Origin of the sequence: Streptomyces sp. NPDC002467 (assembly GCF_042889825.1) — a bacterium.
GTDB lineage: Bacteria > Actinomycetota > Actinomycetes > Streptomycetales > Streptomycetaceae > Streptomyces.
Map to the genome: position 1 here is coordinate 490,301 of NZ_JBIARJ010000001.1, position 20,583 is coordinate 510,883.

Annotated in this window: 20 protein-coding genes and 1 riboswitch; of the genes, 10 read left to right on the top strand and 10 right to left on the bottom strand. The window is 70.8% G+C overall.

Annotated features, from left to right (window positions below):
- Positions 1 to 34 precede the first annotated feature (34 nt).
- From ACFYYJ_RS02310 to ACFYYJ_RS02320, 3 genes are read right to left on the bottom strand one after another with little or no spacing between them, the layout of a single operon-like run.
- A complete protein-coding gene (locus ACFYYJ_RS02310) occupies positions 35 to 1,210 on the bottom strand; it encodes a winged helix DNA-binding domain-containing protein (RefSeq protein ID WP_385124662.1) in 1,176 nt (391 codons plus the stop codon).
- A gap of 57 nt (positions 1,211 to 1,267) precedes the next feature.
- Positions 1,268 to 1,780, bottom strand: coding sequence for a GNAT family N-acetyltransferase (locus ACFYYJ_RS02315; protein WP_385124661.1), 513 nt, complete (start codon positions 1,778 to 1,780; stop codon positions 1,268 to 1,270).
- Positions 1,781 to 1,795: 15 nt separating this feature from the next.
- Positions 1,796 to 2,698 carry a GNAT family N-acetyltransferase gene (locus ACFYYJ_RS02320; RefSeq protein WP_389127799.1) on the bottom strand — a complete coding sequence of 301 codons (903 nt, stop codon included), beginning with the start codon at positions 2,696 to 2,698 and terminating at the stop codon, positions 1,796 to 1,798.
- A 172-nt stretch (positions 2,699 to 2,870) separates the two neighbouring features.
- Here ACFYYJ_RS02320 and ACFYYJ_RS02325 point away from each other — a divergent pair, with 172 nt between their 5' ends.
- Positions 2,871 to 3,521, top strand: a complete 651-nt coding sequence (locus ACFYYJ_RS02325; RefSeq protein WP_385124658.1) for an HAD family hydrolase — start codon at positions 2,871 to 2,873, stop codon at positions 3,519 to 3,521.
- Between the two features lie 143 nt (positions 3,522 to 3,664).
- A complete protein-coding gene (locus ACFYYJ_RS02330; RefSeq protein WP_389127801.1) occupies positions 3,665 to 4,855 on the top strand; it encodes a globin domain-containing protein in 1,191 nt (396 codons plus the stop codon).
- Between the two features lie 56 nt (positions 4,856 to 4,911).
- On the opposite strand, the gene ACFYYJ_RS02335 is transcribed toward ACFYYJ_RS02330, so the two are convergent.
- The 5 genes from ACFYYJ_RS02335 to ACFYYJ_RS02355 form a co-directional block, all read right to left on the bottom strand.
- Entirely contained in the window at positions 4,912 to 5,391 is a 480-nt protein-coding gene (locus ACFYYJ_RS02335; RefSeq protein WP_385124655.1) for an NUDIX domain-containing protein, read from the bottom strand.
- A 59-nt stretch (positions 5,392 to 5,450) separates the two neighbouring features.
- Positions 5,451 to 6,347: a LysR family transcriptional regulator gene (locus ACFYYJ_RS02340; protein WP_385124654.1), complete on the bottom strand. Its 897-nt coding sequence runs from the start codon at positions 6,345 to 6,347 to the stop codon at positions 5,451 to 5,453.
- A 191-nt stretch (positions 6,348 to 6,538) separates the two neighbouring features.
- Positions 6,539 to 7,753 carry a cystathionine gamma-lyase gene (locus tag ACFYYJ_RS02345; RefSeq protein ID WP_389127804.1) on the bottom strand — a complete coding sequence of 405 codons (1,215 nt, stop codon included), beginning with the start codon at positions 7,751 to 7,753 and terminating at the stop codon, positions 6,539 to 6,541.
- Complete coding sequence (locus ACFYYJ_RS02350) at positions 7,750 to 8,247, bottom strand: low molecular weight protein-tyrosine-phosphatase (RefSeq protein ID WP_385124652.1); 498 nt, start codon at positions 8,245 to 8,247, stop codon at positions 7,750 to 7,752. The genes ACFYYJ_RS02345 and ACFYYJ_RS02350 overlap by 4 nt, the downstream gene beginning before the upstream one ends.
- 11 nt (positions 8,248 to 8,258) lie before the next feature.
- Positions 8,259 to 8,639, bottom strand: coding sequence for a phage holin family protein (locus ACFYYJ_RS02355; protein WP_384748206.1), 381 nt, complete (start codon positions 8,637 to 8,639; stop codon positions 8,259 to 8,261).
- An 88-nt stretch (positions 8,640 to 8,727) separates the two neighbouring features.
- On the opposite strand from ACFYYJ_RS02355, the gene ACFYYJ_RS02360 reads away from it, so the two are divergent.
- The 4 genes from ACFYYJ_RS02360 (at position 8,728) to ACFYYJ_RS02375 (ending at position 11,022) form a co-directional block, all read left to right on the top strand.
- On the top strand, positions 8,728 to 9,045 hold the full coding sequence (locus ACFYYJ_RS02360) for a cupin domain-containing protein (RefSeq protein WP_384580161.1): 318 nt from the start codon (positions 8,728 to 8,730) through the stop codon (positions 9,043 to 9,045).
- Positions 9,046 to 9,220: 175 nt separating this feature from the next.
- Complete coding sequence (locus ACFYYJ_RS02365) at positions 9,221 to 9,439, top strand: DUF5326 family protein (protein WP_389128059.1); 219 nt, start codon at positions 9,221 to 9,223, stop codon at positions 9,437 to 9,439.
- A gap of 289 nt (positions 9,440 to 9,728) precedes the next feature.
- Positions 9,729 to 10,475 carry an IclR family transcriptional regulator gene (locus ACFYYJ_RS02370; RefSeq protein WP_385124649.1) on the top strand — a complete coding sequence of 249 codons (747 nt, stop codon included), beginning with the start codon at positions 9,729 to 9,731 and terminating at the stop codon, positions 10,473 to 10,475.
- A gap of 97 nt (positions 10,476 to 10,572) precedes the next feature.
- Positions 10,573 to 11,022 carry an SsgA family sporulation/cell division regulator gene (locus ACFYYJ_RS02375; RefSeq protein WP_385124647.1) on the top strand — a complete coding sequence of 150 codons (450 nt, stop codon included), beginning with the start codon at positions 10,573 to 10,575 and terminating at the stop codon, positions 11,020 to 11,022.
- A 173-nt stretch (positions 11,023 to 11,195) separates the two neighbouring features.
- Here the strand turns inward: ACFYYJ_RS02375 and ACFYYJ_RS02380 are convergent, their stop codons facing one another.
- On the bottom strand, positions 11,196 to 12,668 hold the full coding sequence (locus ACFYYJ_RS02380; protein ID WP_389127808.1) for a YibE/F family protein: 1,473 nt from the start codon (positions 12,666 to 12,668) through the stop codon (positions 11,196 to 11,198).
- A 39-nt stretch (positions 12,669 to 12,707) separates the two neighbouring features.
- A riboswitch (TPP riboswitch) is annotated at positions 12,708 to 12,853 on the top strand.
- On the opposite strand from ACFYYJ_RS02380, the gene thiC reads away from it, so the two are divergent.
- The gene (thiC, locus tag ACFYYJ_RS02385) at positions 12,848 to 14,638 is read left to right on the top strand and encodes a phosphomethylpyrimidine synthase ThiC (protein ID WP_385124644.1); all 1,791 of its coding nucleotides are present in this window, start codon (positions 12,848 to 12,850) and stop codon (positions 14,636 to 14,638) included. Its footprint overlaps the riboswitch before it by 6 nt.
- 82 nt (positions 14,639 to 14,720) lie before the next feature.
- On the opposite strand, the gene ACFYYJ_RS02390 is transcribed toward thiC, so the two are convergent.
- On the bottom strand, positions 14,721 to 15,833 hold the full coding sequence (locus ACFYYJ_RS02390; RefSeq protein WP_389127810.1) for a glycosyltransferase: 1,113 nt from the start codon (positions 15,831 to 15,833) through the stop codon (positions 14,721 to 14,723).
- Between the two features lie 374 nt (positions 15,834 to 16,207).
- Here ACFYYJ_RS02390 and ACFYYJ_RS02395 point away from each other — a divergent pair, with 374 nt between their 5' ends.
- The 3 genes from ACFYYJ_RS02395 (at position 16,208) to ACFYYJ_RS02405 (ending at position 20,564) form a co-directional block, all read left to right on the top strand.
- Positions 16,208 to 17,893, top strand: a complete 1,686-nt coding sequence (locus ACFYYJ_RS02395) for a hypothetical protein (RefSeq protein WP_389127812.1) — start codon at positions 16,208 to 16,210, stop codon at positions 17,891 to 17,893.
- A 373-nt stretch (positions 17,894 to 18,266) separates the two neighbouring features.
- Positions 18,267 to 19,307, top strand: coding sequence for a hypothetical protein (locus ACFYYJ_RS02400; protein ID WP_389127814.1), 1,041 nt, complete (start codon positions 18,267 to 18,269; stop codon positions 19,305 to 19,307).
- A gap of 264 nt (positions 19,308 to 19,571) precedes the next feature.
- Positions 19,572 to 20,564 carry a hypothetical protein gene (locus ACFYYJ_RS02405; RefSeq protein ID WP_389127816.1) on the top strand — a complete coding sequence of 331 codons (993 nt, stop codon included), beginning with the start codon at positions 19,572 to 19,574 and terminating at the stop codon, positions 20,562 to 20,564.
- Positions 20,565 to 20,583 lie beyond the last annotated feature (19 nt).

Sequence of the window (20,583 nt, forward strand, 5' to 3'; positions counted from 1 at the left end):
GGCGTCGCCCGTCGTCGTCGGTGGTTTCGGCCGCTCAGGCGACGAGTTCGCGTTCCAGCGGAGTGCGGAAGCGCGGGGTGATGCGGGCCTCTCCCAGCCATCCGGCGAGCCGGTCGGCCTCGGCGGTGACCGCCTTCTCGGCGGCCCGCCCGGGGCTGCCCAGCAGCCGCCAGACGATCTCGCCGTCGGCCCGCTGGGCCCAGCCTCCGACGATCTCGCCGTTCCACCACACGGTGGGGCCGATGTTGCCGGCGTAGTCGAAGAGCGCGCTCCTGTGGGCGGGGTCGAGGTGGAAGCCGCGGTCGGCCCAGCCCATGGCGGTGGGGTCGAGGCAGGGAAGGAGGGCGGCCCAGGGCTCGGTGGCGGGCTCGGGCGCGGTGTCGCCGGGGCAGACGAGGGCGGTGGTGCCGTCGTCGAGGCGGACCTGCTCGGGGCCGACGACGGCGAGGGCCTTGCGGACGTCGGTGAGGGTCCAGCCGGTCCACCACTTGAGGTCGGCCTCGGTGGCGGGGCCGTAGGCGTGGAGCCAGCGCCGGGCGATCTCGGCGCGCGCCTCGGGTGCCGGTACTGGGGGCCACGGGTCGGTGTGGACCCAGCGGTATTGGCTGGAGGTCCAGGATCCGCGCGGGCGGTCGCGGCGGATCCGGCCGTCGGCGGCGAGCAGGCGGATGACCCGGGTTGCGACGCCCGTTTCCGCCGCGTACTTCTTCCCGCGACCGATGGTGATCTTCTGGCGCAGGGCGGGCACGGCCGCGGACAGCTGGCTGCCGGTGGAGGGGCCGCGGGCGTCGAGTGCGTCAAGGGCGGAGGCCTCGGCACGGGCCAGCCAGTCGGCGTCGAGGCCTTGTCCGTCCTCGTCGAGGTGCTTGAGGAGGGTGCGTCGTTCCTTGACGGCGATCGCGCGGGCGGTGGAGGAGTCGACGTACGGGGCCAGTTCGGTGGAGACCGCGAAGAGCGTGTTGCGCATGCTGAGCAGTCGCACGAGGCTGACGTCCTCGTAGAGGGCCTGCTCGATGGTGTCGGGGCCGCCTCCTGCCAGCCGGGCGCGGGCGGAGAGGAAGACGGTCGCGGCGTCGGTGGCGTGCAGGGCGACGACGGCGTCGGCGGCCTGGGGCACCGTGGCGGCGCGGGCCGAGGGGGCCAGGCGGTGGCGCCGGCCGAGCCGGTCGCGGCGCTCGGCGGTGGTGACGAGGGGGAGGCTCGGGCTCATCCTCCCGATCGTAGGCCGGACCGCGGACAGTGCGGCCCGGCCTGCCGGTCCGGTCCGTCAGAGCTGGAGCTTGAAGCCGACGTGGGAGGCGGTGAAGCCGAGCCGCTCGTAGAAGCGGTGTGCGTCGGTCCGGGTGGCGTCGGAGGTCAGCTGGACGAGGTCGCAGTTCTCGGCGCGGGACTTCTCGATGGCCCATTCGATGAACCGGGTCCCGAGGCCGCTGCCGCGCTCGTCGGCGTGGACGCGGACGCCTTCGATGATGGAGCGGGTGGATCCCTTGCGGGAGAGGCCCGGGACGATCGTCAGCTGGAGGGTGCCGACGACCCGGTCCGCGCGGACGGCGACGACGAGGTGCTGGTTGGGGTCGTCGGCCAGGCGCTTGAGGGCCGTGCGGTACGGGGTGAGGTCGTCGGGGGATTCGCGGGTGGCGCCGAGCGGGTCGTCGGCCAGCATGGCGACGATGGCGGGCAGGTCGGCCTCGCCGGCCGGGCGGATGGACAGCCCGGAGGGGGCGGAGGGGTCCGCGGGGTTCGCTGGGGTGTCCAGGGTGTCGTTCGGGGTGTCGGTCATCGTGTTGTCCCTTTCTCAGCCGGCGGCCACGGTGAGCGGTGCCCAGCGGCGGGTCCAGTCACCGGGCAGCCCGGGGATGCCGCGCGTCATGACGGCGTTGAAGGCGATCGAGTCGAGGCCGCGGTCCTTGAGCCAACCGAGCAGCTCCTCGTGGCGGACGTCGACGTCGGTGCGCAGCGGTCGGTCGGTGCCTTGGGCGAGCGCGGTGATCAGTGACCGGGCGGTGTCGATGTCGCGGGCGACCAGTGGGCCGATGACGTGGGTGTCCATGTTCGGCCAGGCCGCGGCGTATCCCGTGAGGGTGCCGTCGCCGGTGGGGTCCTCGGCGACGAGCAGCTGATCGGCGAAGGCGGGCAGCCGGATGATCAGGTGGGTGCGGTCGGTGCCGAAGACCTCGGCGTCCAGGCGCAGGATCCGCTGGAGGTCCTCGGCGTTGGCGGGCCGGACCCGGGGGGTGCCGTACGTGCCGGGGGTGCTGTGGGCATCTTCGGGGCGGAAGGTCCCCTTGAGCATCTCGGCGCGGCCGGTGGAGTCGAAGCCGAGTTCCTCGTAGAGGGGGCGGCCGTTGGGGGTGGCGTGCAGGGTGAGGGGGACGCCCTTGAGCACGTCGTCACAGACGTGCTGCATGAGACGGCGCCCCAGGCCCTGGCGGGCGTAGCGGTCGGCGACCAGGACCATCCCGATGGCGGCGAGCTCCGGTCCGGCGTGGGTGTTGCCGTACGGGGTGACGACGCAGGCGGCCGCGAGCCCGAGGCCGTCCGGGGCGTCCACGCCGTAGCCGTTTCCGGCGGCGAGGAGCAGTCCCCATTTGTGGTCCTCGCGTGGCCAGCCGCGGTCCTCTGACAGGTCGGCGCAGTGGCGGAGATCGTCCACGCTCAGCGCCCGGATCGGCAGATCGGTGATGTGTGGTGGTGTCACTCGGCCCAGACTGGATCATCGACCGGGGTCAGTCCAGGGAATTGGGGCTGATGTTTCTCCCCCGGCTACCGCTGGGAGGTGCCCCCTGTGAAACGTTGGCGATGTTTCACGTGAAACAGCGACCGGGAAACAGGGTGTCTCGTCGGGAGGGCACCGGCTAGCCTCGATCGCCATGACCCTCCTGCACCTCTTTGACCTCGACGGGACGCTGATGTACGGCTCGGCGGCGCCGGTCGAGATCTCCCGTCAGCTCGGCGTGGGCGCCGAGATCGCCGCTCTGGAGCGGGCCTTCGGCGCCGGGGAGATCGGGCCGCACCAGTTCTCGGTGGCGGCGCACGCTCTCTGGGCGGACCTGACGCCCGCCCATGTCCGGGCGGCCTTCGAGGGGGCGCCCTGGCTCGCGGGCATCCAGGACGTGTGGCGTGAGATCCGGGAGCGGGGGGACTACTGCGCGGTGGTCTCCCTGTCGCCGTCGTTCTTCGTGGAACTGCTGCTGGAGTGGGGAGCGCACGCCGCGCACGGTTCGGTCTACCCGGAGGTGCCGTTCACCCGGCCCGTGGAGGCGGCCGGGATCCTGACGCCGGAGGGCAAGGTCACGGTGGCGGACCGGCTGTGCGAACGGTTCGGGGTGAGCCGGGGCGACTGTGTGGCGTACGGGGATTCGAGGACCGACGCCGTGCTCTTCGAGGCCGTGGCGGTCTCCGTGGCGGTCAATGCGCGGCCCTATCTGGCGGAGCGCGCGACCCATGTGTACGAGGGCAGGGACCTGAGAGAGGCATATCAGCTCGTGGGGTCGGCACGCCCGGGAGTTGCAGCATCTTAAGGGGAAAGTGGGTTCGAAACGCGGATTTTCCGCAATTCCCCCCAGGCCTCTGAGTCGGCCGGCACGCTGTGAAGCCCGGATCCACGGATTCACAGGCCGTGGCGTGTGCAAACCCGACCGAGATGCTCGAAGCGAGGCACCGCATGGACGCTCCGCACACCAGATCGGCCAGACGGGGAACGGCCCGGATACCCGGTGAGGGCGAGGTGCGGCTCGACGCCTCGCCCGACGCCGTGCTGATCCGCCGGACCCTCGCGGAGATCGCACCGGTCGCCGACAGGGTGACCTCCTACTTCTACGCATTGGTGTTCACGGGTCACCCGGAGGTCCGGGGCATGTTCCCCGCGGCCATGGACGTGCAGCGGGACCGCCTGCTGAAGGCGCTGCTCACCACCGCCGAGCACATCGACAATCCGGATGTGCTCGCCCCCTACCTGCGCCGACTGGGTACGGGGCACCGCAAGTACGGCACCGTGGCCGGGCACTACCCGGCGGTGGGCGAGGCCCTGATCGGGGCGCTGGCCCGGTACGCGCACGAGACCTGGGGGCCGGAGACCGAGGCCGCGTGGGTGCGCGCGTACACCGCGATCTCCCAGATCATGATCGACGCGGCGGCCGAGGACGAGGTGAAGGCACCGGCGTGGTGGCACGCGGAGGTGGTGTCCCACGATCTGCGCACCCCGGACATCGCGGTACTGACGGTCCGCCCCGATCAGCCGTACACCTTCCTGGCCGGTCAGTACACGAGCCTGGAGACCCCGTGGTGGCCGCGGGTGTGGCGGCACTACTCCTTCGCGTCGGCGCCACGCGCCGACGGGCTGCTGTCCTTCCACGTCAAGGCCGTTCCGGCGGGGTGGGTCTCCAATGCGTTGGTGCGCCACGCCCGCCCGGGAGACGTGTTGCGGCTGGGTCCACCGGCCGGGTCGATGATCGTGGACCACACCACGGACAACGGGATGCTGTGCCTGGGGGGCGGTACCGGCATCGCGCCGATCAGGGCACTCATCGAGGACGTTGCCGAACACGGGGAGCGGCGGCCCGTGGAGGTGTTCTACGGGGCGCGCAGCGATCACGACCTCTACGACAAGGACACCCTGCTGGGGCTGCAGCGCACGCATCCATGGCTGTCGGTGCGCCCGGTGGTCGGCGACGCGTTGGCCGGGCAGCTTCCGCAGGCGGTGGGTGAGCACGGGCCGTGGAGTTCGTACGACGCGTTCATCTCGGGGCCGCCCGCGATGATCCGCAACGGGGTGGACGAGCTCAAGCGGATCGGGATCCCCGACGAGCGGATCCGGCACGACGCGGTGGAGGAACTGGCGGGCGTCGCGGTCTGAGACCGGCGGGGATGTCCCGCCGGTCCCGGGGGTCGCTCTCGGTCTCAGGTCACCGCTCAGCCGAGGTCGGGGGAGTGCATGGCGCGGACCCCCTCGATGTTGCCGTCGAGGTAGTGCCGCAGGGACAGCGGTACGAGGTGGACGGCGGCGATGCCGACCCGGCTGAAGGGCACGCGGACGATCTCGTACTCGCCGTCAGGCTCGTCGACCTCGGGGCCGTGCCGTTGGCTGGGGTCCATGGATTCGAGGTGGCAGACGAAGAAGTGCTGCACCTTCACGCCGGTCACTCCACCGTCGGCGATGTGCTCGACGGTGTCGACGAAGCAGGGCACCACATCGGTGATCTTCGCGCCGAGTTCCTCGTGTACCTCTCGGTGGAGGGCGTCGACGACGGTGGCGTCGGAGGGCTCCACTCCGCCGCCGGGGGTGAGCCAGTAGGGATCGACGCCGGGCTTGGTGCGCTTGATGAGGATCAGGTCGTCACCGTCGAGCAGGATCGCTCGGGCGGTGCGTTTGACCACGGGACGTTCGGTCATGGGAGAAGAGTGGCCCACCGCTCCGCTTCTGAAACGCGCCAAGGGTCTCGAACGGGAGCTCACCAGCGTGCGGCGGCGTGCAGCAGCAGTTCGTGGGCCCGAGCGAGGTGGGCGAGCGCGAGGCTGCCGGCGCGTGTGACCAGGAACCAGGTGCGCAGCGGCGGTACGGGGGGCTCCGCCAGGGCCACGATCCGGCCGCTGTCGAGGGCGTCCTGGCACAGGTAGCGGGGGATCACGGCGAGCCCGGCGCCGGATCGCACGCATTCCAGTACGGCGCGAAGATCGGGTGCGACCACGGTGGCGGCGGAGTCGGGCGGTGCCTCGAAGACGGTGGCCCAGTAGCGGGCGACGAGGGGCAGGCTCTCGTGGACCTCGACGAGCGGGATGCCGTCGAGTGCGGCGGGTCCCTCCTCGCGCAGCCGGTCCCGGTCGACGAGGGCGGCCCAGTAGGGCGCGGCGACCAGGACGTGCTCCTCGTCGCACAGGGCGGTGGCGGTGAAGAGCCCGCCGCGCGGGCGGGCGGTGGTGACGACGAGGTCGTGGTGGCCGGCGGCGAGCCCGTCGAGGGCCTCCTCCGCCCCGGGCTGGAGGGTGGCGCGCAGGGTGTGGCCCCGCCCGACCAGCGGTGCGAGGGCGGGCAGTACCCGCAGGCCCAGGAACTCCGGGGGTCCCGCGACGTGGAGGGTGCGCAACGCGCCGGCGACCTCCCGCTCGGTCTCGGTGATCCGCAGCAGGGCGTCGAGGTGCGGGGCGGCCTTGTGGGCGAGTTCGTCGCCGACGGCGGTGGGGGTGACGCCGCGGGCGCGGCGGAGGAAGAGGGGGCGCCCCAGCTGGCGTTCGAGGGTGCGGATCTGCGAGGTGACGGCCGGCTGGGACAGGCCGAGGAGGGCGGCGGCGCGGGTGAAGGAGCCGGCGCGGTGGACGGCGACGAAGGTGCGCAGCAGAGCCAGGTCCATCGCGGCACCTCGACCTCTCGGTGGGGGCCTTCAACTATAAATATGCGGATAGCACCCTGTCGCTACCGTGATTGGACTCTGACGCAGAGTCAATTAGCCTTGTCACGTGGTTCTCGGCGGTGTTTCTCCCGCGACGAACCCGGGCGGTCCGAGCCATGAGGGGGGAGGCTCGGACCGCTTCCAGGGCCCGTTCAGCTGCCGCCGGTGGCCGAATCGAGTGCTCGCAGGACGTCCGCGACCAGGTCCTCGGTGTCCTCTGCCCCGGCGGAGAAGCGGATGAAGCCCTCCGGCACGGCGTCCCCGCCCCATCGTCCGCGTCGTTCCGCGGTGGACCGTACGGAGCCGAAACTCGTGGCGTCCTCGACCAGGTGCAGAGCGTTCATGAAGCGTTCCGCGTGCGCGCGGTCGGGCAGTGTGAAGGAGACGACCGAGCCGAAGGCGCGCATCTGGCGGGCGGCCGTCTTGTGCGAGGGGTCCGTGGGAAGTCCCGGGTAGCGCACCCCGGTCACCTCGGCGCGGCCGGTCAGAGCCTCGGCGACGGCCAGCGCGTTGGCCCACTGGCGCTGTGCGCGCAACTGGATGGTGGCCAGCGAGCGGTGGGCGAGCCAGGCCTCCATCGGGCCCGGGATCGCGCCGACGATCTTGCGCCAGCGGCGGACGGTGGCGGCGAGTTCGGCGTCCCGGCAGACCACGTAGCCGAGGAGCAGGTCGCCGTGGCCGGTGAGGCCCTTGGTGCCGCTGGCGACCGAGAAGTCCGCCCCGAGGTCCAGGGGCCGCTGTCCGAGCGGTGTGGCCAGGGTGTTGTCGACGGCGACCAGGGTCCCGCCGGCGTGCGCGGCCTCCACGAGGCGGCGGACGTCGCAGACGTCGAGCCCGGGGTTGGAGGGGGTCTCGATCCACAGCAGTCGGGCCCCGTCGAGGACGGTGAGCTGGGCCTCGTCGGCGGTCGGGGCGGTGCGCACCTGGATCCCGTACGCCTCCAACTGCTCGCGCAGCAGCGGCAGTGCCTGGTAGCCGTCGTCGGGCAGGACGACGGTGTCGCCGCCGCGGGCCTGGGAGAGGAGCACGGCGGAGACCGCGGCCATCCCGGAGGCGAAGACGATGGTGTGGACGTCCTCGCCGGGGGCTTCGAGTTCCCCGATGGCCCGTTCCAGCAGGGTCCAGGTGGGGTTGGTGTCGCGGCCGTAGGTGTACGGGCCCTCGACGTCGCCGGGCAGGTGGAAGTGGGCGGCGAAGGCCGGCCCGGGCAGGGTCGGTTCGTTCTTGACGGGAGCCGGCAGTCCGGCGCGGACGGCGAGGGTGCCGTCGCCGAGCCGGGCCGCCGCGCCGCCGTCGCCCGGATGATCGCCGGAATCGAAGCGGGAGCCGGGGCCGACGCCGGAGTCGGATTCGGGGTGCTCGTTCATGCGGTCTGCTCCTTCGGGGCCAGGGCCTCGCGTACGGCCTCCAGCAGGCCGGGGCTCGCCGCCTCGACCAGCTCCAGGCATTCCTCGAATCCGTCGAGCGGCCCGTAGTAGGGGTCGGGTACGTCGTTGTCGCCGGCCGGTGCCGCCGGGTCGAAGGACCTCAGCAGCCTGACCTTGGCGGCGTCCCGCGGGGTGGGCGCGAGCGCCCGGAGGTCCCTCAGGTGTCCGGCGTCGAGGGCGATGACGAGGTCCAGGCCGGCGAACCAGGAGGACCGGAACTGCCGGGCCCGGTGGTGCTGCTCGTACCCGGCGGCCTCCAGGACGGAGACGGTGCGCGGGTCGGCGGGGTCGCCCTCGTGCCAGCCGCCGGTCCCGGCGCTGTCCACCTCGACCAGGGCGTCGAGCCCGGCGTCGGCGACGTGGGAGCGGAAGACGGACTCGGCCATGGGAGAGCGGCAGATGTTGCCCGTGCAGACGAAGCACACGCGGTACATGGAGGGCCTGTTCAGTTCTTGTCGGGCAGGACCATGTTCACGGCCCAGCTGACGATGGAGATGATCAGGCCGCCGACGAGGGCGGTCCAGAAGCCGTCGACGTGGAAGCTGAGCTCGAGCTGCTTGGCCAGCCACGAAGTCAGCATCAGCATCAGGGCGTTCACGACGAGGGTGAACAGGCCCAGGGTGAGCACGAACAGCGGCAGCGAGAGCAGCTTCACCACCGGCTTGACGATGACATTGACCAGGCCGAAGACCAGCGCGACCAGGATCAGGCTCAGCGTCCGGTGGCCCAGGCTGCTGCCGTCGTCGAGGGTGATGCCGGCGAGCAGCCAGATGGCGACGGCCAGGGCGGCCGCGTTGGCGATCGTCTTGACTACGAAATTTGTCATGTGTCTGATCGTGGCAGAGAAGATCCTGGGGGAACATCCGCAGATCAGCGGAGACCCGGGAACGACCGAGCACAAGGGGACAAGGACGATGAAAGCGTTCCGGTTGGACGAGCTCGAGGCGGAGCGGGCCGCCAACGACGGCGCCTATCTGCAGTTCCTGCGTGAGCGGAACATGTCGGTCGGCCTCTATGCGCTCGATGCGGGGCAGAGCGATCCGCAGCAGCCGCACCGTCAGGACGAGGTGTACTTCGTGGTGAGCGGTCGGGCCTCGATCACGGTCGGGGAGGAGACGACGAGCGTCGCGCGCGGCAGCGTGGTCTACGTCCCGGCGGGGGTCCCGCACAAGTTCCACCACATCAGCGAGGACTTGAGGGTGATGGTGGTGTTCTCCCCGCCGGAGGGCTGAGGGGCTCGTCGTATCAGGGTCGCGGCCCCGATCCGGCGGCCGGCCCCTAGGGGGCGGATCAGGGGACTCCGGGGGCTCGCGGGCCCCCGGAGGCGTCCGCCGACTCCTAGCATCGAGAGCAGGAAGTCACGGACGAGGACGAGAACGAGGAAGAGGTCGAGGAGACATGAACGGGATCCGGGAGACGTTCGCGGGTATGCCCTGGTGGGTCAAGTGGGTCGCTGTTCCGCTGCTGGTGCTGTTCGTCTTCGGCGGCGTGATCACCAGCTTCCTCAGCTTCCTGGTCGGGTTCGTCTTCAAGGTGCTGCTCTTCGTGGCCCTCGTCGGCGGTCTGGTCTTCATCGTGAAGAAGGTCGGGCGCGGCGGTTCGAAGTCCTCGTCCGGCGACTGGTAGACGTCGCGGACCGCGCAGACGGGATGATTCCGTCATTGCGCCAGGTGAGGGAACACGAGGCCGTAAACCGCTCACAGGCCAGGAATCGGCGGATAGAGTGGCATTCTATGCCGTTCCCTGGGCAGCGAATGCCGGCGATTCCGCTCTGACCTGCGGTTCTGTCAACCAGCCGCTGAGTACGACTCCAGGAGCGATGGCATGTGCGGGGGCGGCCCCCGCAGGGCGGGCCGCCCCGAAGGCCCGCCGCCACGCCTGGGGGTGAGCTTTGTCTTCGGTTCACAATGCCGGTGTGCCGACTCTGATCGGTTCGGTGCAGAGGGCGTTGAGGCTGCTCGAAGCAGTGGGATCCCATGGCGAGGGAGCCCCGGCGAAACAGCTGGCCCGCGAGGCCGGGCTCCCCCTCCCCACCGCGTACCACCTGCTGCGGACCCTCACGCACGAGGGCTATCTGCGCAGAGAGAACGGAGTGTTCGTGCTGGGCGACGCCGCCGGGCGGCTCGCCGGTGGCGGACTTCAGCAGAAACGTCGCAGCATGATCCTCGAATCCCTTGCGCACTTCCGCGACGCGGTCGGGGCCCCCGTCTATTTCGCGGTCTACCGCGAGGGCGAGATCGAGGTCGTGGGCGTCTCGGACACCCCGGCCAACCCGGCCTGCGAGGAGTGGGCCGACTTCCGGGCGACCGGCCACGCGCACGCCATCGGGCAGTGCCTGCTCGGTCAGCTCGACGAAGAGGCCCGCCGGGACCACTACGACCGCCACCCGGTCGAGGCCATCACCGCTCACACCGTGAGGGATTTGCGTTCCCTGGAGAACAGGATCGGCGCCCTCGGCCGAATGCAGCCAGTAACCGAACGCCAGGAATATGCCCTCGGCACAGTCTGCGCGGCGATCCCCATCACGGCGGGCGATACCGCCGCAACCATGGCGATTTCTCTTCCTCTGCACCAGCAAGACCGATTGCCGTATGTGGTCGATCGGCTACGGAGTGAAGTAGGCGCGCTGTTGAGCACCCTCTCGTTCTCTATCAGTATCTGAAAACTCACTCCTTGTGATCTGCTAGCGCTTCCACCACCCTTGTCAAGAGGGCCCTGGGGGATCATTCCTGGCCACTTCCACTACAGCGGGGTAGGCAATGCGCGAGTCGGTACAGGCAGAGGTCATGATGAGCTTCCTCGTTTCCGAGGAGCTCTCGTTCCGGATCCCGGTGGAACTCCGGTACGACGCTCGTGACCCCTACGCAGTCCGCCTGACCTTCCACCTTCCCGGAGACGCGCCCGTGACCTGGGCGTTCGGCCGGGAGCTCCTCCTCGACGGCATCAACAAGCCGTGCGGTGACGGTGATGTGCACATCGCCCCCACCGATCCCGAGGAACTGTCCGATGTCCACATCCGGCTCCAGGTGGGCGGCGACCGGGCGCTCTTCCGCGCCGGCGCGGCTCCGCTCGTCGCGTTCCTCGACCGGACCGACCGGCTCGTTCCGCTCGGGCAGGAGCGGAACCTGGGTGATTTCGAGGAGAACCTCGACGAGGCGCTCGGCAAGATCCTCGCCGAGGCGCAGCAGAACGAGCAGAACGCGGGCTGACGCCTCTCGCGTGGCCGTGCGGGCAAAGGCGCCACGGGCAAAGGCGCCACAGGTAAAGGCACCAAAAGCAATACGGGCCACACCTGCACCATGTGAAACACCGGCCACAGCTGAAACGCAGCGGAATGCCGGCGTCCGCCGACGCCCCTTTCCCGTTCCTCGGGAACCGCCGTTCAGCGCTTGCGCCGCCGGCCCCGGCCGCCGCGGACCGGTCCCGAGGCCGGCGAGGCGGCCGGGGATCCCGGTCGGTCGGCCGATACGACCAGCGCGGCCAGTGCCGTGGTCACCGGGACCGAGGCCACGAGCCCGATCGAACCCACGAGGGTCCGTACGATCTCTTCCGCGACCAGCTCGCTGTTGGCCACGGAACCCATGCTGCTGTTCGCGATCGAGAACAGCAGCAGCAGCGGCAGGGCGGCGCCCGCGTAGGCCAGTACGAGCGTGTTGACCACCGACGCGATGTGGTCGCGGCCGATCCGGATCGCCGCCCGGTAGAGCCCGCGCGGGCCCATCGACGGGTCGGCTTGGTGGAGTTCCCAGACGGCCGAGGTCTGGGTGACCGTCACGTCGTCGAGCACGCCCAGGGATCCGATGATCACACCTGCGAGCAGCAGGCCGCTCATGTCGATGTGCGGGTAGAGCCCGTGGATCAGACCGGTGTTGTCATCGGTGTTGCCGCTGAGGAAGGCCCAGTCGATGAACACCGAGCCCAGCAGCCCGATCAGCAGCAGCGAGACCAGCGTGCCGAGGACGGCGACGGAGGTGCGGGCCGTCAGTCCGTGGCACATGTACAGGGCGATCAGCATGATGGCGCTCGCCCCGATGACGGCTACGAGCAGCGGGTTCGAACCCTGGAGGATGGCCGGGAGGATGAAGAGGGTCAGCACGCCGAAGCTGACGACCAGCGCGATCAGGGCGAACACCCCGCGCATCCGCCCGACGACCACCACCGCGAGGGCGAAGATGCCCGCCAGCAGCGCCAGCGGGAGCTTGCGGTTCACGTCGATCACCGAGTACTGGAGGTCGTGCGGGGCGTCCGGCGCGTAGGCCACGACCACCTCCTGGCCCTTCTCCAACTGCCGGGGCGCACCCGGCTGGACGACCTCGACGAAGGTCCGCCCCTTCTCCGGGCCCGTACCGACCTCGACGGTGGCCTTCTTGCACTCCCCCGTCTGCGCGGCCTGCGCCTCGCGCCCCTCCGGGGTGGACGTGTCGCCCGTCGGAGGCACCTGCGAGGCGTTCACGGATTTGCAGTCGACACGCTCCAGCGAGACGACCGTGGCCTGCTGGGTCTGACGGTCGAAACCGACGCCCGTGCGCTCGTGGGCGGGCGCTCCGCCCGGCCAGAGCACCGCCATGCCGACGAACACGGCGGCGGTGAAGGGGATCAGTACGGCCGCGATGACCTTGCGCAGGTGCTTCGAGCCGGGCGCCGCCGGACCGTGGCCGTGCCCGTGTCCGTGGCCGCCGTGTCCGTGACCTCCGTGGTCGTGGCCGGGACCGTGACCCTGGCCGGGCGCATGACCGGAGTCGTGCCCTGGACCTGAGTGCTCGTGGCCGGTGTGGTCATGGGGCTCGGTGGGCTTCGTGGGGGGGTGCAGCGAAGACGTCACCGGCAGATCATCGCAAGAGATGAGGGGGCCCACTGTTCAGCACGCCATTGATGACGCTAGCGTGGGGGCTACTTTGCACAACGCGGGAGCTCGGAGCACCGGGCTGAGAGGGCGCTGATCACCGTACGCACATCACGGATGCGTACGGGAAGAGGCTGCGTCGACCGCCGAACCTGTTACCGGGTAATGCCGGCGTAGGGAGATCAGGTCTCATGACCATTCAGGACGACGCACGCACGCCTGCCGTCAGCCAGGGCGACGACGGCCAGACCGAGCGCCAGCCGGGCTGGCACAAGGGATACCTGGCGGGCTCCCGCCCGGACATCCGGGTGCCGGTCCGCCAGGTCCACCTCACCAACGGCAAGGACGTGACGCTCTACGACACGTCCGGTCCGTACACCGACCCCCAGATCGAGACCGACGTCCGCAGGGGCCTGCCCCCGCTGCGCGAGAACTGGATCATCGGCCGCGGCGACACCGAGGAGTACGCGGGCCGTCCCGTGCGCCCCGAGGACGACGGCATCAAGCACACCTCGCCGCGCGGCGGGCTCAAGAACCTCGACGCGGTCTTCCCGGGCCGCCCCCGCCAGCCCCGTCGGGGTCGCGGCGGCGCCGCCGTCACGCAGCTCGCGTACGCCCGCCGGGGCGAGATCACCCCGGAGATGGAGTACGTCGCGATCCGCGAGAACGTCTCCCCCGAGGTCGTGCGCGAGGAGATCGCCGCAGGTCGCGCGGTGCTTCCGGCCAACGTGAACCACCCGGAGATCGAGCCGATGATCATCGGTAAGCGGTTCCTGGTGAAGGTCAACGCCAACATCGGCAACTCCGCCGTCACCTCCTCCATCGAGGAGGAGGTGGAGAAGATGACCTGGGCGACCCGCTGGGGCGCGGACACGGTCATGGACCTCTCCACGGGCCGCAACATCCACACCACCCGCGAGTGGGTCCTGCGCAACTCCCCCGTGCCGATCGGCACCGTGCCGCTCTACCAGGCGCTCGAGAAGGTCGACGGCCGTGCCGAAGACCTGACCTGGGAGATCTACAAGGACACGGTCATCGAGCAGGCCGAGCAGGGCGTCGACTACATGACGGTCCACGCCGGCGTGCTGCTCCCGTACGTCCCGCTGACCGCCCGCCGCAAGACCGGCATCGTCTCCCGGGGTGGCTCGATCATGGCGGCCTGGTGCCTGGCGCACCACAAGGAGAACTTCCTCTACACGAACTTCGAGGAGCTCTGCGAGATCCTCGCGACGTACGACGTCACCTACTCGCTCGGTGACGGTCTGCGCCCCGGTTCGATCGCGGACGCCAACGACGCGGCGCAGTTCGCGGAGCTGAAGACGCTCGGCGAGCTGAACACGATCGCCAAGCGGCACAACGTCCAGACCATGATCGAGGGCCCCGGGCACGTCCCGATGCACAAGATCAAGGAGAACATCGACCTCCAGCAGGAGATCTGCGAGGAGGCGCCGTTCTACACGCTCGGCCCGCTGACCACGGACGTCGCGCCCGCGTACGACCACATCACCTCGGGCATCGGCGCCGCGATGATCGCCTGGTGGGGCACCGCGATGCTCTGCTACGTGACGCCCAAGGAGCACCTGGGTCTGCCCAACCGCGACGACGTGAAGACCGGTGTCATCACGTACAAGATCGCGGCCCACGCCGCCGACCTGGCCAAGGGTCACCCGGGCGCCCAGGACTGGGACGACGCCCTGTCGGACGCGCGGTTCGAGTTCCGCTGGGAGGACCAGTTCAACCTGGCCCTCGACCCGGACACGGCCCGCGAGTTCCACGACGAGACCCTTCCCGCCGAGCCGGCCAAGACCGCGCACTTCTGCTCGATGTGCGGTCCGAAGTTCTGCTCGATGAAGATCTCGCAGGACATCCGCCGTGAGCACGGCGGTGACCTGAAGGCGGACGAGATCGAGGCGGGCATGGCGGAGAAGTCCGCCGAGTTCGCGGCCTCGGGCAACCGCGTGTACCTGCCGCTGGCGGACTGACCTCCGCTGCGGCGACACGGAACGGCCCGCGACACCGAGGGGGGAGTCGCGGGCCTTTTCCGCTTTCGGGAGGGGGTGGCCGTCAGGCGGGGACCTGGGCGGCCAGGCCGAGCTTGCGCCGGGCGAATTCGAGGTTCGCGAGGATCCGGTCGTGCTCCTCCAGGGGGAGTTTGCCCTCCTCCAGGAGGCGTTGGCAGCACTCCAGCGATTCCTGGTACTCGCCCACCCAGTAGGAGGCCACCGCGAGTTCGTCGAGCGCGCGCCATTCGTGCCAGGCGAACTCGACGAACAGGATGTCGTCCGGGGCCGGGATCCGCACCGCCTGCCGGGCGAAGGTGTAGGCGAGGGGCCAGCGGCTTTCGAGGCGGCAGAGGCGGGCGAGCTCGCCGAGGGCCTCGGCGCGGTTGGGGCGGCTCTCGTACGCGCGCAGGAACCGGTCGACCACCTCGGCCGCCGGCCGCTTGAGGCCGGCCGCGAGCCGTGCCGCGTAGAGCCGGGCGCAGTAGGTCTCCTCGACCCAGCCACCCATGGCGACGCGGTGGTCGTAGGCGGCCAGGGACTTCTCCGGTTCTCCCGCGTCGCGCCAGCTCTGGGCGAGGTAGAAGGCGTACCGGGTGTTGCCGGGCTCCTTCGCGAGTCCTTCGGTGAGGACTTCGGCGTCGCGCAGGTACTTCGCCCGCTGGCCGCCTTCGCGGAGACGTGCCCCGCCGCCGACGGAGAGGATGTTGAAGCCCTCGATCACGTCGCGGCTGTAGTCGGTGCCGCATTCGATGTACTCGTGGAGTACGCCCACGTACCGCCAGGGCAGCCGGTTGGAGACCAGGGCCGGCCGCCAGTGGATGATCGGGCCGTCGTGCAGCGCGACCTGGTACGCGTCGAGCGTCAGCTCCGGCATGCGGAAGCCGGGCTCGATCTGCATCACGTCGTCGCCGTCGATGAACAGCAGGTAGTCGGCGCTGGAGCGGGCGAGCTCGATCGCCTCGGTGCGGCTTCCGTCGAAACCCTTCCACGGGCGTTCGTGGAGAGCGCCGGGCAGGTCGCGGAAGCAGTCCCGGATGACGTCCTGGGTGCCGTCCGTGGAGCCGGTGTCCACGATCACCCAGGTGTCGATCAGCGGGCGTACCGACTCCAGGCACTTCCGGATCGTCGGCGCCTCGTTCTTGACGATCATGTTCAGACAGATGGTCGGCTTCACCGGAAACACCCTCTCGTCGGCTGGGACGCGGGCGACGTTAGGGATTCCGGCCGCCGAGGGGGTGGCGGCTCGCCGGTGGCGTGACCCGATGGCTCTACCACGGGGTGGTCGGGTCCGCATCCGTTCGTGCAGGTCTGATAGGCCGATGTGTTGACGTTCGTCGCAAAATGCTCAAGATGCCCCGATTTGCGCCCGTAGGTTCCCAAGGAAGATCGAACTCGCGGTCGGGGCGTCACCCGTTCCGGCCCGCATTCCGTTCCGAAGGAGCGCTGCACATGAGTCGTGAGCACCGGACCAGGTCGCCGCTTGGTCCCGTCCCCCGCAGTCGGGCCTGGATGGCGGGAGGTGCCCTGGCATCGCTCTCCCTCGTGCTCGTGAGCATGGCGAGCCCCGTCGTCGCGCTGGTCGGGCCGGCCGGTACGAGCGTGACCGCCGTCGCCCCGGCGGCCGGCGGGGGTGACGACTGCAAGCCGCACGACAAGCCGGAGCACGGCCGGCCCCCGCACGAGAAGCCGCTGCACGCCCAGCTGCTGGACGAGTACCTGGGCGGCGGCGACGACGAGACCTGGGGCGAGGAGGACGGGCGCGAGCCGCACGGCGACGGACACGACAAGTGCCCGCCCGCGGGTGGAACGGGTCCGACCGGCCCGACCGGCCCGACCGGCCCGACCGGCCCGAAGGGCGACACGGGCGCCACCGGTCCTGCCGGCAGCGGCGGGACGGGGTCGACGGGTCCGACGGGTCCGGCGGGTCAGCCCGGTGCGACGGGCGCGACGGGTGGGGCCGGTGCGACCGGCGCGACGGGTCCTGCCGGTGCGACGGGTGCGACCGGTCCGGCCGGTACGGGTGGCACGGGTTCGGTGGGCCCGACGGGTCCGACGGGCCCTGCGGGTGCGACTGGTGCGACAGGTGGGGCCGGTGCGACGGGTGCCACGGGTGAGGCCGGCGCCACGGGTGCCACGGGTGTGACGGGCCCGCCCGGTTCGGGCGGTACGGGTTCGGTGGGTCCGACGGGCGCCACGGGTGAGACCGGCGCGACCGGTGACACCGGACCGACCGGTCCGACGGGTCCTTCCGGTGCTACGGGTGCGACGGGTGAGGCCGGCGCGACGGGTGCCACGGGTGCGACCGGTGAGACGGGCGCCACCGGTGCGACCGGTCCGGGCGGCGAAGGCTCCGTCGGTCCGACGGGTGCGACCGGTGCGACTGGCGAGACGGGCGCCACCGGAGCGACTGGTGAGACGGGTGCCACCGGCGCCACGGGTGCCACGGGTGAGACCGGCGCCACCGGCGCGACCGGTGTGACGGGTGCCACGGGTGACACCGGCCCGACGGGTCCGACGGGTCCGACGGGTACGGGCGCCACCGGTGCGACCGGTGTGACGGGTGCCACGGGTGACACCGGCCCGACGGGTCCGACGGGTCCGACGGGTACGGGTGCGACCGGTGCGACCGGTGTGACGGGTGCGACGGGCCTCACCGGCCCGACGGGTCCGGCCGGTGCCACCGGTGCGACGGGTGCCACGGGTGCGACAGGCCTCACCGGCCCGACGGGCCCGACGGGCCCGACGGGCGCCAGGGGTGCGACCGGAGCCACGGGCGTCACCGGCCCGTGCAACGGTGGCGTCGCCTCCTACAAGCCCAGCGCGTCCGAGGAGGTCAAGGGGGTCTCGACCAACGGTCAGGTGTGGGTCGGAATCCGGAGCCTCACCCCGAACGTCGGCAACTTCGAGTGGAACAACCTGACCGACAACACCAACTTCCCGGGCAACTCCTGCGGTGTCTCGGTCAGCGACCACAGCGGAATCACCAACGTCGAAACGGTGGCCCCCGACGGGCGGGTCTGGGAGACCTCCTGCACCGAGAACTCCGGCAACCCGCCGAGCCTCACGTGCAACGCCGCCTGGACTCCTGTGAACCCGCTGGTGGACAGCCCGCCGCTGCGGAACCAGTCCGCCGCCAAGAACCCTCCCGCCAAGAAGCCCGCCGTCAAGAAGCAGGCTGCCAAGAAGCCGGTCGCCAATCACAGGACCGACAAGGGCAACAAGCACCGCGGCTGACGCCCGGCCGGGTGACCCCGGTGGAAGCAGCACGGTGATCAGACAGTGAACCCAAGCGGCCCGGAGTGCCGCCGGACATGGTCCGGTAGGCCCTCCGGGCCGCTGACGTTCTGTCAAACGCACGCTCCTCCAATGGGGGTGAACCACTGGGCCGATCCGTTGACGTCTCTGCGAGGCGCCCCGTCACCCCGCGACCGGGATCACCACGATGTCCGAGGTGGCCCGAGCGGCCGTACCACGCATCGTTCGATCCGGTTCAGAAGGAGCGGCGTATATGAGTCCCGAGAACAAGACCAGGTCAACCCTCGGTCCCTTGCCCAGGCGGAGCGGCCTGGTGACCGGCGGAACCCTCGCATCGCTTGCCCTGGTCTTGATGGGAGTCGCCGGCCCCGCGCTCGCCGCGGGCCAGACCGTCCAGGCGTCCGGCCCCGTCGGCGCGGCGACCCAGGCGGGTGGGGGCGACGACTGCAAGTCGGAGGACGGCCGGCCCCCGCACGACAAGCCACTGCACGCCCAACTGCTGGACAAGTTCCTGGGTGGCGGGGACAACGAGGTCTGGGGCGGGGAGGACGGCAAGGACAAGCACGACAAGTGCCCTGCCGGTGCGACGGGCCCGACCGGTCCCACCGGCCCCACGGGTCCGACGGGTCCTGCCGGTGGCGGGACCGGTACGACCGGCCCGACGGGCCCGGCGGGTGCAACGGGTGCCACGGGTGCAACTGGTCCGGCGGGTGCGACCGGTGCGACGGGTGTGACGGGTCCGCCCGGAACCGGCGGTACGGGTTCGGTGGGTCCGACGGGTCCGACGGGTCCGGCCGGTGCGACGGGTGCGACCGGTCCGCAGGGTGACACCGGCGCGACGGGTGCTACCGGTGTGACGGGTCCTCCCGGTACGGGCGGAACGGGCTCGGTCGGCCCGACGGGTCCGACCGGTCCGCAGGGTGAGACCGGTGCCACGGGTGCCACGGGTCCGACCGGCCCGCAGGGTGCGACGGGTGCGACCGGTCCGGCGAAGTGCATCGACGTCGACGCCATCACGGACCAGAGCAGCCGCGAGTTCAAGGCCGTGCTTCCGGGCGACGGGAACACCTACGTCGGTGTACGCCAGACGTCGGGGCAGCCGCCGTTCACATGGATCTGGTACAACCTCAGCACGGGTGAGAGCTACCCGGCGGACGCCTGCGGCGTTTCCATCGCGCAGCAGGCCAACGGCATCGTCGTCGAGGTGGTGACCGACGGCGGCGTCGTCTACGAGACCTTCTGCGACGTGGTCAACGGCAACCCGACCACGCTCACGTGCGACGGCGTATGGACTCCGGCGGACCCGCCGGTTCCGTACAACCCCACCCGTCGTGCCGCCCACAGCCTGCTGGCTCCCGACGCGGTGAACCACCGTCCGAAGACCATGAAGTAACGAACACGCGGCACCACTGCGGCCCGGAGCACCGTCGGACGATCCAGTCCGGCCGGCGCTCCGGGCCGTCGGCGTTTCCGGGTCTGGGTCGCCGATCCGAGCCGCCGCCGGACAACCGGCCATTGGGGGTGCGTTATTCGTCCAATAAGTGGACTTATATGCGAGGCGTCCCGGCGTCCGATACCGAGATCCCCACGATGACTGAGGCGGCCCGATGGCCCCGACGCACATCGTTCGATCCGGTTTCGAGAAGGAGCGGCGTACATGAGTCCCGAGCGCAAGACCAGGTCAAACCTAGGCCCGCTGCCCAGGCGGAGCGGCTGGCGGGCCGGCGGCACCCTCGCATCGCTTGCCCTGGTACTGGTGGGAATCTCCAGCCCCGCGCTCGGCGCGGCCCAGACCATCCAGCCCGCCGGGTCGGTGGTGAGTCCCACGGGTGGGGACAAGGACCGCTGCGAGTCCCACAAGCCGAACCACAAGCCGCGGGCCGGAGTCTCCGAGGACGGCATGCGGGGTGGCGGCGACGACAAGTGCGACAAGGGCAAGCGGGGCCCCACCGGTCCCACTGGCCCCACCGGCCCCACCGGCCCGACCGGTCCGACCGGTGAAACCGGCGCGACCGGCGCGACGGGCGAAACGGGCCCGACCGGTCCGACAGGCCCGACCGGCCCGACGGGCGCATCGGGCGGTCCGGGTGCGACGGGTGCGACGGGTCCGACCGGCCCGACGGGCGGCACGGGTCCGACCGGCCCCACCGGCCCGTCGCGGTGCATCGACGTCGACGCCGTCGCGGACAACAACGCCTGGGAGGTGAAGGCCGCCCTGACGGCGGACCGCACCGCCTTCGTCGGCATCCGCGACACCCAGGGCTCGTTCAACGGCAACAACACGACCGAGTTCAGCTGGCACAACCTCACCATCGACCCGCCGCACACGGACTACCCGTCCGACGCGTGCGCGATCTCCATCGCGCACCAGGCGAACAACGTCTCGATCCAGGTGCTCACCGAGTCCAACGAGCTGTGGGAGACGCTCTGCTTCGTCACCAACGTCAGCATGACGCCGGGCACCCGCAACTTCGAGCTCGACTGCACGGACGACCCGGAGACCCCGCAGGACAACGGTGCCGGTCCGTGGGTCCAGAGGATCCCCGGCCCGAGCGGAGTGGTCCCGCTGACCCGTTCCGGGGCCAAGCCGCAGCAGCCGCGGCAGTCGGCCTCGCAGCTGGACGTCCCGAAGGGGATCACGCGCCCCTGACGCGGCGGGAGCCGACAAG